Source organism: Streptomyces spinosisporus, from assembly GCF_022698145.1.
Classification (GTDB): Bacteria; Actinomycetota; Actinomycetes; order Streptomycetales; family Streptomycetaceae; genus Streptomyces; species Streptomyces spinosisporus.
The window spans coordinates 299,570-312,876 of sequence record NZ_JALDAX010000006.1 but is presented as its reverse complement, the minus strand read 5'-3'; the positions used below and the strand labels follow the sequence as shown (position 1 = coordinate 312,876).

Sequence of the window (13,307 nt, the reverse complement as noted above, 5' to 3'; positions counted from 1 at the left end):
GCGTCGGTCAGGGGCGCGTCAGCGTATCGGGCTCCTGCCGAGCGCCGGGAGCCACGTCCCGGTCCGCCGGCTCTCGGCGGGCGGTACGGCCGGACGGTTCGGAAAGGGCCGCCTCACGCAGATGGCGGGCCAGAGCCCGGGTGGCGGTTGCACGGCGGTCGTCCTCCTTGACGCCCCAGGCGAGCAGGTGGTCGCGGTGGGCCCACGGATCCTGCAACTCGCAGACGTCGAGCGACACTTGAGGGTCGATGGCACGGCGCGGCACGACGGCCAGTCCGACACCGGCGGCGGCGAGCGCGACCACCTGGTTCAGCCCGGCGACGGTGGTGCGATGGCGCACGGCCGGAGCATGCGGACCCACATGCGTCTCGATCCAGCGGCGCAACGACGAACCGGCGGCGAGACCGACCATCGGATGCTCCGCGGCCTCGGTGTACGTGACCGCGCTGCGCCCGGCGAGGATCCCGCCGGCCTGCCCGATCACCACCAGCGAGTCGTCGCCGAGGAACTCCGTCCGCAGACCGCAGTCACGGGCCTCGTCACCGACGAGCACCCCCAGATCCGCCTCACCGTCGGTGAGCAGGCGCACGGTGTCCGGGGTGCGGCTCTCGGAGACCGCCACATCCACGTCCGGATGCGCCCGCAGGAACGAGACCAGCGCCTGCGGCACCAGCTGGTGCATCGCCGAGCCGCCGCCCAGCAGGATCAACGGGGCTGCCGGAGAACGGGTGTAGCTCGCCACGGCGCTGTCGAGCCGCGCCGTCTGGGCGAGCACCTCGCGCGCGTGCCGGGCCAGCGTCGTCCCGGCCGGCGTGGGCCGCACACCGCGTCGACCGCGGACGAGCAGGTCCACCCCTGCGTGATGTTCCAGGGCCCGCACCCGGGCGCTGGCGGAGGGCAGGCTCAGATGCATCCGGCGGGCGCCACCGGTGATCGACCCCTCGTCCACGATGCCGAGGAAGAGCCGAAGGTCGTCCAGGTCGTAACGCACTCCCTCAGCCTAAGGCACAGCCTTAGGCTGCGTGCGCGGATTACGCATTGTGAGCGCTGCCGTCACGGGGAGATGCTCGGCAGATGTCGCCGTTGCTGCTCCTCCTTCTTGCCGGTTGTGTCGCCGGTGCACTCAACGCCGTGGGCGGGGGAGGCACCTTCGTGGCCCTGCCCGCGCTCGTCTCCGTCGGTCTGTCACCGGTGACGGCGAACGCGTCCTCGACCATCGCTCTCGTGCCGGGCGCGGTGGCCGGTGCCTGGGTGTACCGGCGTGATCACATACCCGTAGGGCCAGCGCCCACCTGGGCGTTGACGTGTGTGAGCGTGGTGGGCGGGGGCATCGGAGCGGGCGTCCTGCTGTTGCTGCCCGCCTCGTCGTTCGAGGCTGCGGTGCCGTGGCTGCTCGCCTTCGCGACGGTCCTCCTCGCATTCGGACGCCATGTCTCGCGCGCCCTGAGCGATGCGCTGGGCCGGCCGCTCGGCATGAGTTCCACGGCCGTTCTGATCGGTCAGCTGGTCCTCGCCATGTACGGCGGATACTTCGGCGGAGCCGTAGGCATCATGATGATGGCCCTGTGGAGCATCGGCCTCGGACTCGACACGGCCGCCGCCAACCCGATGCGGATCACACAGCTCGCGGCCGTGTATCTCAGTGCGACCGCGCTCTTCGTCGTCGCCTCCGACGCGCTGAGCAGTGCGCACTTCCTCGCGGCCCTGCTGATCGGAGCGGTGGCCGGCGGTGCGGGCGGAGCGCACCTCGCGCGCCGGCTTCCTCCCTGGCTGCTGCGGAGCGTCATCCTGACCAGCGCCGTGACCATGACCGTCCTGTATTTCGTACGCGGCTGACGCTCGGGGGAGCGGTGACGGCATGAGCGAAGGTGGGGTGTTGAAACACCATGAGCGCAGGTGACATCGAAGCCGCGGCGTCGTTCTCGGACGCGGCGCGGGCACGGCTGGCGATGGCCTACGAGGCCTGCGAGCTGTCCGACCTGGCACGCGCCGCCGTGCCGATCGACGAGCGGGAGCTGAGCCGCGACGGCACCCCGGGCACACCGGGTGCCGCGCTGGCCCGCGCAGCCCAAGTCCTGCTGGCCGCCCACCGGTTGCTCGACGCCGCCGTCGTGTTCGAACGCGCCGGAGGCGCGACCTGGGACACCGTCGGCGCCGCGACCGGCACCTCGGCCCACGCAGCACACCAGCGGTTCGCCCCGGCCGAGACCCGCTTCCGGCAGGCGCTGCACCCGACCGCGAGCCCCGACGCCGCGAGCAGCACTGGCGCCACGAACGCCCCCGACGCCGCGGGCACGCCCGACGCCGCAAACGTCCCCGGCGACCTCGCATGGTGGCGGTCCCACCTGATCAGAGAACCCCTGGAAGCGGCCCTGGACCTCGACGACTGGGTCCTGCGCCACAGGGACGGGGACGACGACCTCGGTGCCGCGCCGGTGTCCGGGGGCCTGGGAGCAGGCCCGCTAGCGACCGCCTAAGGCAGGACGCGGTCAGTGCCCGATACGCGCGGGCAGCCCGAAACGGCGTACGAGATCGGCGTCATGGAAGGCCGTGACCTCGGCGATCGCCGGACCGCGCAGGGTGAGGACCTGAACGGAGAAGGCCTCACCTGCTGCATACATGGCGAATCCGGGCTGGCCGTTGGCGCGCACGGGGATCAGCCGTGCCTGCTTGCGATGCAGTCGGGCTGTGAGCAGTCCGACGACCTGCGAACGCCCGGAGAACCAGGACGGGTTGGGCGGCATCTGCCAGACCGCGTCCTCCGTCAGCAGGCGGGTCAGTGCGGGGATGTCGGCCCGTTCGAAGGCGTCGGCGTAGCGGTCGAGCAGCTCGCGCTGCTCCTGTTCGGTGGGCTCGGCGATCTCGTCGGCGTCCGGGGCCAGCCGGTCCAGCCGCGCCCGGGCACGCTGCAGCGTGCTGTGCACCGCGGCCGGGCTGACCCCGAGCACCTCGGCGGCCTCCTCCGCCGACCAGGCCAGCACGTCACGCAGGATCAGCACCGTCCGCTGCTGCGGAGGCAGATGCTGCAGGGCGGCGATGAGGGCCAGCCGCAGACCGGCCCGTCCGTTCACGATGGCCGCGGGATCGGCGCGCTCGTCGGGGATCGGCTCCAGCCAGGGCAGTTCCGGCTGCCGCTGCGCCAGTGCGGTCGGATCGGTGGCGGGGGCGCCGAGACCCGCGGGCAGCACCCGGCGGCTGCCGTGCCGCAGGGCGTTGAGACAGGCGTTGGTGGCGATCCGGTACAGCCAGGTGCGCAGCGAGGCCCGGCCCTCGAACTCGCCGTACGAGCGCCAGGCCCGCAGATAGGTCTCCTGCACCAGGTCCTCGGCGTCCTGCAGCGACCCCAGCATCCGATAGCAGTGGGTCAGCAGTTCACGCCTCAGCGGCCCGGTCAGGCGGACGAACTCGTCATGCTGCTGTTTGATCACGGTCACGCGCTTTCCTCCCTTTCTTGTACAGACCCGCCGGGCCCGCGGAATTCGTCGGGTCGGGCCCGGCCAATCGAAAGAGGCCGCCGGTCGGTACTGGCATGGACAGAAAATGGGTTCTGGGGCTCGCTTCCGCGGCCTCGGTGATGGTGGCGCTCGACGCCACGGTCGTGACGACGGCACTGAGCCGGATCCGGCTCGATCTCGACACGTCGATCGAACAGCTCGAATGGACGGTGAACGCTTACAGCCTGACCTTCGCCGTTCTCCTGATGACCGGTGCCGTACTGGGCGACCGGTTCGGCCGCAGGCGCATCTTCACGATGGGGCTCGTGCTGTTCACCGCCGCCTCGGCGGCCTGCGCGCTCGCGCCCGGTGCGGGCTGGCTGATCGCGGCCCGGGCGGCGCAGGGCGCCGGTGCCGCTCTGGTGATGCCACTGGCGATGGCCCTGCTCAGCGCCGCCTATCCGCCGGCCGAACGGCCGCGCGTGCTCGGCCTGTTCGCCGGGCTGACGGGACTCGCGGTGGTCGCGGGTCCGGTGGTGGGCGGCGCCGTGACCCAGCGGCTCGCCTGGCAGTGGATCTTCTGGCTGAACCTGCCGATCGGCCTGACCGTCATCCCGTTGGTCCTGCGCCGGGTGCCGGAGAGCCGGGGCGCCGCGGGACGCGTGGACGCGGCAGGCCTGGCAGTGGTCACGGGTGCCGCGCTCGGGCTGGTGTGGGGGCTGATCCGCTCACAGGCCGCCGGCTGGGGCAGCGCGGAGGTGATCGGCACCCTGCTCGGGGGTGCCGCCTGCACGGCCGCGTTCATCGGCCAGCAGCGGGTCGCCGATCAGCCGATGATGCCGCTCGGCCTGTTCCGGCTCCCCGGCTTCGCGGCGGGCAACACCGCCGCGCTGTTCCTCTACGCCTCCCTCTACGGGTCGCTGTTCTTCGCCGCGCAGTACTTCCAGACCGGGCGCGGCGACCGGCCGCTGGCGTCCGGGCTGCATCTGCTGGCCTGGACCGCGTCGGTGACGGTCGTGGCACCCGTCGCGGGACGGCTGACCGGCCGTGTCGGCGCCCGACCGCTCGCCGCGCTCGGGCTGGCCCTGCAGGCGGCCGGCATGGGATGGCTCGCGCTCACCGCCACCCCCTCCGTGCCGTACTGGGAGCTGGTCGCCCCCATGCTCATCGCCGGTGCCGGCGTGAGCATGGCCATGCCTGCCACGCAGACCGCCGTGCTCAACGCCGTCGCCCCCGACCAGATCGGCAAGGCGTCCGGCGTCTACAACACCGGCCGCCAACTGGGCGGCGTGTTCGGCGTCGCCGTACTGGCGCTGGTGTTCAGCAGGTCCGGCGGCTACTCGGCACCGACCGCCTTCACCGACGGATTCACCGCGGCCATGGCGGTCAGCGCCGCCCTCTCCCTGGCGGGTGCGATCGCCGCCCTGGGCATCCCGTCTCGTAGCCGCACCACATCGTCGACCAAGACTCCGGCACCGGTGCTGACCGCGAAGCGCTGATCCGCTCAGTGCTTGGGCACCCTCCCCAACAACCGCAGCGTCTCCTCCAGCGGTCCGGCCCCCGCGGGCACTTCCACCGCGGGGGCGAAGGCGAAGCCGGGCCCCCTGCGAGCCGGGTCGGTCGGGACGCGCCGGGCGACGGCGAGTGCGGCACGGAGCACGTCGTCCGGCAGCTCCACCCCTACGCCGAGGGTGGTGGCGACGTCCCAGGAGTGCACCACGTAGTCGACGAAATGGAAGCTGATCGCCCTTTGTCCCGGAAAGCTCCCGCCCAGTTCCGGCAGCGCGAACTCCAGCTCGTCCGCCCCCGGTTCACCGAAGGCGTCGAGTACGTCCGCGGCAGCCGACCGATGAATCCGCGCGGGCTCGCTCATGTCCTGCGGTTCACGCCAACGGGCGGCATCCTGCCCCGCACCCCGCGCGGCGGCCGCGAAGCCATGGTGTTGAGCCGTCATGTGCGCCACGAGCCGGCGCAACGTCCACCCCGCACACGGAGTGTCCCGCTCCCAGTCGTCGCTCGCCGCCAGATCCACCACCCGGACCGCCTCCCGCACGGCGATCCGGTCCAACTCGACGATGTCCGCTCCGGTGATGTCCGCTCCAGTGACAGTCATGGGCCCGAGCGTAGAACTGTACGAACGGTCGTGCTAGTTGTTTTCGTCGACCGTCACGCTCCGAAGACGTGCCGCGATCCCCGTCCGCGCCCGGCGGTAAGCCGTCTCCTCGCCGTGCAGGACGGCGACCCCGTTGGCCATCTCCATCAACGCGACAAGTTCGAAGGCGAGTTGGGGTACGTCGAGGTCGGCGTGCAGCTCGCCCGCGTCACGCGCCTCGGCGATGGTGCGCTCCACGTAGGCCGACCAGTCCCGCTGGGCCTTGACGACCGCGTCGTGCACCGGCCCCGTTCTGGCGTCGAACTCGGCGATGATCTCGTAGAAGAAGCAGCCGCCCGGAAAGACCCGGCCCCGCGAGTACTCCAGCCATGCCTCGCACAGCCGCCACACGCGCCGCACGCCCGCCGGCTCCTCCTCCACCGGCCGGATCACCCGCTCGGCGAAGATGCGTCCCGCTTCCCGGACGGTGGCGAGCTGCAGCTCCTCCTTGGAGCCGAAGAGCGCGAAGACGCCGCTCTTGCTGAGCCCCAGCTCCGTCGCCAACCGGCCGACGGACAGCGCTTCGAGTCCCTCCACCGACGCGATCGCGACGGTGCGCTCCAGCACCGACTGCCGTGTCCGGTTGCCGCGTTCGACCCGCCCGTCCGGTCGGCCGTCCGGACGCCCCGTGGATATGCCCTCGCCTGTCACGCCGGGAACAGTAACGCGCGGCATCGCTCACCGCCTGCGCGCGGGCCCCCCGGATTCCGGCCCCGGTGAGGGGTGCGCAGGGCGAGAAGCGCGACGTCGTCGTCGTTGCGTGCGGGGCGGACGCGGTTCAGGAGCTGGTCGGTGAAGGAGGTCAGGGGACGGTGGACGAGAGCGGCGGCATGCCGCCGCAGCCGCTCCAGGCCCACGTCCAGGGTGAGGCCCGGGTCCTCGATGAGACCGTCGGTGTACAGCACCAGGGTGGATCCGGGCGCGAGGGAGGCCGTGGCGTCGGTACGCTGCCGTCCGGCGCCGGTGCCCAGCAGGATGCCGTGACCGTCGGTGAGATAGTCCGCCAGACCGTCGCGGCTGATCAGCAGCGGCGGAGGATGACCCGCGTTGGTCCAGGTCAGCTGCCAGGTGCCGTCGTCCATCGCCTCGATCCGGGCGAAGATCATGGTGGCCATGTCGACGTCGGTGATGTGCTGGACCGCCTCGTCGAGCCGCTCCACGATCCTGCCGGTCGGCTCCTCCTGGGCCCAGGCGTAGGCGCGGAGCATGTTGCGCACCTGCGCCATCCCCGCCGCGGCCTCCAGGTCATGGCCGACCACGTCCCCGATGGCCAGCGCGGTGGACCCGTCGGCCAGGGGGAAGGCGTCGTACCAGTCTCCGCCGACCTGGGAGGCGTGCGGTGCGGGCAGATAGCGGGCGGTCATCTGCAGGCCCGGGACGCCCGGCATCTGGGGCAGCAGATGGTTCTGCATGGTCTCGGCGACCTTGCGCTGGCGCTGGTAGAGCCGGGCGTTGTCCAGGGCGAGTCCGGCGCGGCGCGCGATGTCCTCGATCAGGGGCAGGTCCGCGGGGTGGAAGGCCACCGGGTTCTCGGAGCGGCCCGCGGTCAGCGCGCCCAGTACCTCACGCGTGCTGCGGATGGGGGCGATGGCGACGGAGTGCATCTTGGTGGCCTCGAACAGCTGGCGCTGCTCGACCGCGATCCCGGAGTCCGGCACCCCTTCGTAGGTCTGCGGCCCGGCCAGGGTCGCGGCGACGCCGCGCAGGGCCCTGGACAGGGGCATCTGCGAGGTCTGCGGGACCGGCGGCATGGGGCCCTGCAGATCGTCGCGGTGCACCAGGACGCCGTCCTCGGCGTGGACCACGACGGCGCGCCACACCTCGTCGAGGTCGGTGATCAGGTCGATGACCACCCAGTCCGCCAGCCTGGGCACCAGCAGGGCCACCAGCCGGCGCAGCGCCTCGTCGACGTCGAGGGTGGAGGTCAGCTGGGTGGTGGTCTCGGCGAGCAGCGTCAGCCGTTCCAGTTCGTTGAGGGTCCCGGTCACCGGCTCCGGCCGCGGGCCGTCGTCCTTGTCGGGCTCTGCGCCGTGGAAGACGACCAGCGTGGCGCTGATGTCGCCGAAGGCGTACGGGGTGAGCAGCCAGGAGATGCGCAGCAGCGAGCCGTCTGCGCGGGCGAAGTAGTCCTCGTCGGACTGCGCCGTGTGCCCGGCGTGGAAGGCCTGGCGCATCGTGCACTGGGTCCTCGGCAGCGGGCGGCCGTGCGGCCCGCGGTGCAGCAGGTCGTGTGCGTCCTGGCCGACGAGCTGCTCGACGGAACGGGCCAGGAGCCGTTCGGCGCTGCTGTTGGCCGCGATGATGCAGCCTTCCTCGTCCACGACGTAGGCACCGGCCCTGATGGCCTCCAGAGCACTCGTGAGGTCGCCGGAGACTGTGCCCGCAGGGTGCTTCCGCGTGCTCTGCGCGTCCTTCCGCCCTGCCATCGTCTCGCCTCCCTGCCGATCGGCCGCTGCCCGTTCCCGCCGCACACATCCTCGTGCCCTTTCATATGTGCCCCTCCGGGCGGCTGAAACGTCATGGTGGTGCGTCGAGACGCCCGTCTGCAGTCGGTCCGGGGACGTACGCAGAGGTCACACCCGACCCGCGCGGCCCAGCCCGCGTGTGACGGCGCATACATTTTCCTGTGGCTCAGGAGTACCGCGGATATTGCGGGGTAGCCGCGCGCCCATGAACGGGGTACTGCAGATGATCGGCAGGGAGCCTGTGCCGCCCGAGGAGTGTCTCCACATGCCGGATGCCGCGCCAGCGGATGTGACCATCGCCCTCGACGGGGCGCACGGCTGTATCGCCGACGCGCGCAACGAGACGGTGAAGTTCCTGACGCGGGCCCGGGCCGAGTGGGGGCTGCCGGTGGCGTCCCGCGCGGTGGACCTGGCCCAGCTGGTGGTCAGCGAGCTGATCACCAACGCGCTGAAGTACGCGCCCGGACCGGCGCTGCTGCATCTGCACATCGACGGCGCCACGGTGGAGATAGAGGTGTGGGACACCGATCCGGCGCTTCCCTGGGCCCGCGCCGCCGACGCCGGACGGATCGGGCAGCACGGCCTGGAGATCGTCATGGCGGTGGTGCGCGACTTCGAGGCGCGGCGTGAGCCCGTGGGTAAACGCATCACGGCCCGCCTCGCGCTCTTCGACGAACCGCCGCACGGGCTGGGCGGCTGAACGGGGGTTCGGACTCTGCCGCCGTGACGACCGAAGCCGTTCACTGCCCCCGTGACGACCGAAGCCGTTCAGCCCCCACTTGAGACCGTCGCCGGACGAAGAGGTGCCATTGCCCAGCGCACCGCGGAGGTGACGGCCACTCCCAGAGGTCGTACGCACCACTCGTCCAGGATCGGCAGCCGTGGCAGGTTCAGCTCCCGGGCGGCCCAGGACGGCAGCAGGGAGACGGCGTTGGCGGCCAGGACGGCGTAGGGGAGCCGGGCCGCCGCCGGTACGGGCGGATTCAGGAGCAGGAAGCGTGCGGCGTCCCGCGCCTGCGCCGAGGCCCGCAGCTCCGGACGGTAGTCGGCGAGCAGCCGCGCCAGCTCCGCGCGGTTGCGCGGCGGATCGAGTACGCCGAGCTCGGTGGCGACGCGGGCCGTGTCGGCGACGTATGCGTCGCAGCCCTCCTCGGAGAGGGGCTGCGTGCCGTAGCGCTGATGCGCCCGTAGAAAGCTGTCGATCTCGGCGGCATGCACCCAGGCGAGCAGATGGGGATCGGCGGCGTGATAGGCGTCGCCGTCGACGGTGACCCCGCGGATCCGCTCGTGCACGGCCCGGACCTGCGCACAGGCCTGCTGTGCGTGTGCTTCAGTGCCGAAGGTGGTCGTGGCCAGGAAGGTGCTGGTGCGCTGCAACCGGCCCCAGGGATCTCCGCGATACCCGGAGTGGCCCGCCACCGCCGCCATGGCGAGCGGGTGGAGGGACTGCAGCAGCAGGGCGGACAGTCCGCCGATGAACATCGAGGCGTCGCCGTGCACCCGGCGTATCGGGCGTTCCGGTCCGAACCAGCGCGGGCCCGGGGCGCCATGGATACGGGCGCGGTTGCGGGGGCCGTCGGGGCCGGCGACACGGGCGAACAGGCCTTTGCCCAGCTGCTGTCGCAGGTCGGGTCCGCCGGATCGTATGAGTCTCATCTACGCGGGGCCTTCCTCCTGGTCGGTCCTCCTGGTCGGTCGCGTCACCGCACGGCGCGGGGCCGGTCTCCAGTGTCGCGCGGACACGCACGAGCGGGTCCCGCGGGCTCAGCGCCCGCGGGACCCGCTCACTCGCCGCTGTCGGTATCGGCTCTACCAGCGATACCAACGGCTCTTCCGGCCACCGTGCCCGGCGGGCCTGACCACGAATCCCAGCAGCCACACCACGAGAACGATGACCGCAATCCACCACAGTGCCTTGAGTGCGAAACCAGCACCAAAAAGGACCAGGGCAAGCAGTAGAACGAGAAGCAAGGGCAACATTGTTTATTCCACCTCCGCCGCATCTAGTGCCCCGGCGAATGCGCCTCACGCACGGAATTCCGGCTGTTTCTCGGGGGAGTTTCCGGGAATTCGAGATTGTTTCGCGGTCGTTCGGACAGCGGCCTGCCGGGCTGCGCGGAAGGGGCCGGAAAACGGTTCGAGCGCTTCGCGCCGTCCTGGCACAGTGGCCCACCATGGATGACTCCGGGCGCGTGACCGCTGCCGATGTACAGCTCATGCAGGGCCTTGCCCGGCACGTGACGGCCGTCCGGCCCGACCTGGTGAACAGCGACGCGTCGGTGGGCGAGCTGGCCTGGATCTGGGGCAAGGGGCAGGCGAGCGACGGCGGGAGCTGGCGGCGCCGACTGTGGTTCTCCGGCGGCGAGTTGGTGGCCTGGGGCTGGGCGACTCTGCCGCGGCGGATACGGCGCAACGACGGTTCGGTGAAGGACGTGACCAGCGCCTATCTGGCCCACCAGATCCATCCCGGCCACAGCGGGCTGCTGGACGAGGTGATCGAGTGGTACGACGGCGTGGCGGCCGGCGTCCGCCGCACGGTGATGGCGCAGGCCGCCGACGAGTCCGCCCTCGAACGCTGGGCGGCGCACGGCTACGAGACCGATCCGTCCTCGCTCGGCGCCACCGGCTCCTGGACCCAGCTCAACCACCGCGACCTCACCGACCTGGAACAACCGAAGCTTCCGGAGGGATTCCGGTTCCGTACCGCAAAGGAGGCCGGACCCCGGGCCGCGGTCCAGGCCCATGTGGACGCCTGGGCACCCACGGGGTACACGGCCGAGTCCTACGAGGGCGTACGACGCACACCGCCCTACCGCGGCGACCTCCACGTCCTGGTGGAGGCGCCGAACGGCACCATGGCCGCGTCGACGATCATGTGGCTGGACGAGGACAACAGGACCGCGGAATTCGAGCCCGTCGGAACCCACCCGGACTACCGGCGCCTCGGGTTGGGCCGGGCGATGCTGCTGCACGGGATGCGTCTGGCCCGGGACGCCGGGGCCCGGCACATGACCGTCGCCTGCCTGGGCTCGCCCGGGCACCCCGCGGCCCGCGGGCTGTACTACAGCGTCGGATTCCGGCAGTTCACCCGGGACGCGCCACTCGTCAAGGCCGGGTGACCCCACCCACCCCGGCCGTCCGGCCGCCTCTGTCCGGGCCGCCCCACCCACAGCACACCGGCCCGCGATGCCCCGTGGCACCGCTCCCGGAATGCTGTGACGATGGCGTACAGCCCGCAGACCCGACGGCAGCGTGGGAGATGACATGCCGATCAGCCGGTTGGGACTCGTCGTGCACGGAGGCCGCCCCGAGGCGGTGTCCGGAGGGGAGACCGTGCGCCGGTGGTGCGCACGGCAGGGCATCGGCTGCTTCGACATCGACGTCTGGCAGGGCCAGGGGAGCCGCCGCAGCGGGCGCGACGAGGTGCGGGCCGCGGGCAGCCCCGACCTCATCGTGACCCTCGGCGGAGACGGCACCTTCCTGCGCGGCGCCCGGATCGCCGCGAAGAAGAACATCAAGGTGCTCGGCGTCGACCTGGGCAAGGTCGGCTTCCTGACCGAGACCGCCGTGACCGAGGTCGAGCAGGCACTGGACGCCGTGCACGCGGGGCGGTCCGAGTGCGAGGAGCGCATGACGCTCACCATGCGGGCGTCGAAACTGCTGGAGCTCCCCACCGACCTGGAGCAGTTCCTCTGCTACGGCCGCGGGCCCGCCCTTCCGCCGCCACCCCCGCAGCCCGATCCCACCCAGGACGACGGCTGGGGCATCGCGCTGGACGTCACCGCCCTGAACGACATCGTCGTGGAGAAGCTGGCGCGGGACCACCAGGTCGCCCTGGGCGTCTACATCGCGGGCCGGCTGCTGGCCTCGTACTCGGCCGACGGCGTCATCGTCGCCACCCCGACCGGTTCGACCGCCTACAGCTTCGCCGCGGGCGGACCGGTGCTGTCACCCCGTATGCGAGCGGTGATCTTCACCCCCGTCGCCGCGCACATGGCCTTCAACCGCACGGTGATCGCGAACGCGGACGAGCCGGTCGTCCTTCGCGTGCTGCCGCACTCCGGGCGCGCCGCGGTGAGCGTCGACGGGCAGCCACGGGGCATCCTCGACCCCGGGGACTGGATCGGGGTGACCGCGGCACCGCAGCCCCTGCGCCTGGTCAGACTGAACCCCGCCAACTTCTACGGCCGCCTGCGCGAGCGCATGCGACTGACCGACGCACCCGCCACGGCCGCCGACGGCGAGGCGCCCCTGTTCCTACCCGGCAAGCCGGCACCCGACGACCGCCACCCGCGGGTGCGGTAGGTGTGCGCATGATGGGCACGGAGTGCGTCACGACGTGAGTCGCCTACGACCGGAGGAACGATGGACATCGGAATCGGCCTTCCCAATACAGTTCCCGGTACCGAACCGCAGAGGCTGCTGGACTGGGCCCGCCAGGCCGAGGGGGCGGGGTTCAGCACCCTGGGCACGATCGGCCGCCTCGTGTACCAGGGTTACGAGGAGCTGATCGCTCTCACCGCTGCCGCCGCCGTCACCAGCAGAATCCGGCTGACGACGAGCGTGCTCCTCGCCCCGCTGTACGAGAACGCCGTCCTGCTGGCCAAGCAGGCGGCGTCCCTCGAACGCATCTCCGGCGGACGCTTCGTGCTGGGCGCGGGGCTCGGTGGCCGCGACGACGACTTCGCCGCGAGCGGGCTGTCCACCAAGGGCCGAGGGCGCCGCTTCGAGGAACAGCTGCGGGAGATGAAGCGCGTCTGGTCGGGGGAGGAGCGTGGATTCGCCGGCGGGATCGGGCCGAGGACCGTGCGCGACGGCGGCCCCGAGCTGATCCTGGGCGGTGGGACCGCGGCCAGTTTCCGGCGCGTGGCGGAGTTCGGCGACGGCTGGATCATGGGCGGCGGCACACCGGAGATGTTCGCCGAGGCGGCGGTCGGCGTGGACGCCGCGTGGCGGGAGGCCGGGCGCCCGGGCAGCCCCCGCAAGCTGTCACTGGCCTACTTCGGACTCGGCCCCGACGCCCGCGCACAGGCCGACGGCTACCTCCTCGACTACTACGGCTTCCTCGGCGACGTCGCGGGACAGGTGGCCGCGGGCGCGGCGGTGAGCCCCGACATGGTCAAGTCGTATGTCTCCGCGTTCAAGGAGAGCGGCTGCGACGAACTCATCTTCGTCCCCACCGGTTCGGGGCTGGAACAGATCGAACTGCTGGCGGCGGCGATCGCCTGACGACCGACGCGGCTCGCGGGCCAGCGC

The 13,307-nt window shown here is 71.7% G+C and carries 14 protein-coding genes; 7 read left to right on the top strand and 7 right to left on the bottom strand.

Annotated features, from left to right (window positions below):
- Positions 1–7: 7 nt before the first annotated feature.
- The gene (locus tag MQN93_RS18800; RefSeq protein ID WP_242710399.1) at positions 8–991 is read right to left on the bottom strand and encodes a LysR family transcriptional regulator; all 984 of its coding nucleotides are present in this window, start codon (positions 989–991) and stop codon (positions 8–10) included.
- 83 nt (positions 992–1,074) lie between these two features.
- On the opposite strand from MQN93_RS18800, the gene MQN93_RS18795 reads away from it, so the two are divergent.
- On the top strand, positions 1,075–1,836 hold the full coding sequence (locus MQN93_RS18795; RefSeq protein WP_242710398.1) for a sulfite exporter TauE/SafE family protein: 762 nt from the start codon (positions 1,075–1,077) through the stop codon (positions 1,834–1,836).
- 50 nt (positions 1,837–1,886) lie between these two features.
- Positions 1,887–2,477 carry a hypothetical protein gene (locus tag MQN93_RS18790; protein WP_242710397.1) on the top strand — a complete coding sequence of 197 codons (591 nt, stop codon included), beginning with the start codon at positions 1,887–1,889 and terminating at the stop codon, positions 2,475–2,477.
- A 12-nt stretch (positions 2,478–2,489) separates the two neighbouring features.
- Here MQN93_RS18790 and MQN93_RS18785 read toward each other — a convergent pair whose 3' ends face one another.
- Positions 2,490–3,434, bottom strand: coding sequence for a sigma-70 family RNA polymerase sigma factor (locus tag MQN93_RS18785; protein WP_242710396.1), 945 nt, complete (start codon positions 3,432–3,434; stop codon positions 2,490–2,492).
- A 95-nt stretch (positions 3,435–3,529) separates the two neighbouring features.
- On the opposite strand from MQN93_RS18785, the gene MQN93_RS18780 reads away from it, so the two are divergent.
- Positions 3,530–4,933, top strand: a complete 1,404-nt coding sequence (locus MQN93_RS18780; protein ID WP_242710395.1) for an MFS transporter — start codon at positions 3,530–3,532, stop codon at positions 4,931–4,933.
- A 5-nt stretch (positions 4,934–4,938) separates the two neighbouring features.
- On the opposite strand, the gene MQN93_RS18775 is transcribed toward MQN93_RS18780, so the two are convergent.
- From MQN93_RS18775 to MQN93_RS18765, 3 genes are read right to left on the bottom strand one after another with little or no spacing between them, the layout of a single operon-like run.
- Positions 4,939–5,547 carry a TIGR03086 family metal-binding protein gene (locus tag MQN93_RS18775; protein WP_242710394.1) on the bottom strand — a complete coding sequence of 203 codons (609 nt, stop codon included), beginning with the start codon at positions 5,545–5,547 and terminating at the stop codon, positions 4,939–4,941.
- Positions 5,548–5,580: 33 nt separating this feature from the next.
- Complete coding sequence (locus tag MQN93_RS18770; RefSeq protein WP_242710393.1) at positions 5,581–6,261, bottom strand: TetR/AcrR family transcriptional regulator; 681 nt, start codon at positions 6,259–6,261, stop codon at positions 5,581–5,583.
- Complete coding sequence (locus MQN93_RS18765) at positions 6,234–8,012, bottom strand: SpoIIE family protein phosphatase (RefSeq protein ID WP_242710392.1); 1,779 nt, start codon at positions 8,010–8,012, stop codon at positions 6,234–6,236. The genes MQN93_RS18770 and MQN93_RS18765 overlap by 28 nt, the downstream gene beginning before the upstream one ends.
- 304 nt (positions 8,013–8,316) lie before the next feature.
- On the opposite strand from MQN93_RS18765, the gene MQN93_RS18760 reads away from it, so the two are divergent.
- Complete coding sequence (locus MQN93_RS18760; RefSeq protein WP_242710391.1) at positions 8,317–8,751, top strand: ATP-binding protein; 435 nt, start codon at positions 8,317–8,319, stop codon at positions 8,749–8,751.
- Positions 8,752–8,819: 68 nt separating this feature from the next.
- Here MQN93_RS18760 and MQN93_RS18755 read toward each other — a convergent pair whose 3' ends face one another.
- Together MQN93_RS18755 and MQN93_RS18750 are read right to left on the bottom strand one after the other, a co-directional pair.
- Positions 8,820–9,707, bottom strand: coding sequence for an oxygenase MpaB family protein (locus MQN93_RS18755; protein ID WP_242710390.1), 888 nt, complete (start codon positions 9,705–9,707; stop codon positions 8,820–8,822).
- Between the two features lie 153 nt (positions 9,708–9,860).
- Positions 9,861–10,031: a hypothetical protein gene (locus MQN93_RS18750; protein ID WP_037779908.1), complete on the bottom strand. Its 171-nt coding sequence runs from the start codon at positions 10,029–10,031 to the stop codon at positions 9,861–9,863.
- 194 nt (positions 10,032–10,225) lie between these two features.
- On the opposite strand from MQN93_RS18750, the gene MQN93_RS18745 reads away from it, so the two are divergent.
- The 3 genes from MQN93_RS18745 to MQN93_RS18735 all read left to right on the top strand — a co-directional run bounded on the left by MQN93_RS18745 (position 10,226) and on the right by MQN93_RS18735 (position 13,280).
- Positions 10,226–11,170 (top strand): GNAT family N-acetyltransferase, encoded by a 945-nt coding sequence (locus tag MQN93_RS18745; protein WP_242710389.1) that lies wholly within the window; start codon positions 10,226–10,228, stop codon positions 11,168–11,170.
- A gap of 145 nt (positions 11,171–11,315) precedes the next feature.
- Entirely contained in the window at positions 11,316–12,356 is a 1,041-nt protein-coding gene (locus tag MQN93_RS18740) for an NAD(+)/NADH kinase (protein ID WP_242710388.1), read from the top strand.
- Positions 12,357–12,416: 60 nt separating this feature from the next.
- Positions 12,417–13,280: an LLM class flavin-dependent oxidoreductase gene (locus tag MQN93_RS18735; RefSeq protein ID WP_242710387.1), complete on the top strand. Its 864-nt coding sequence runs from the start codon at positions 12,417–12,419 to the stop codon at positions 13,278–13,280.
- Positions 13,281–13,307 lie beyond the last annotated feature (27 nt).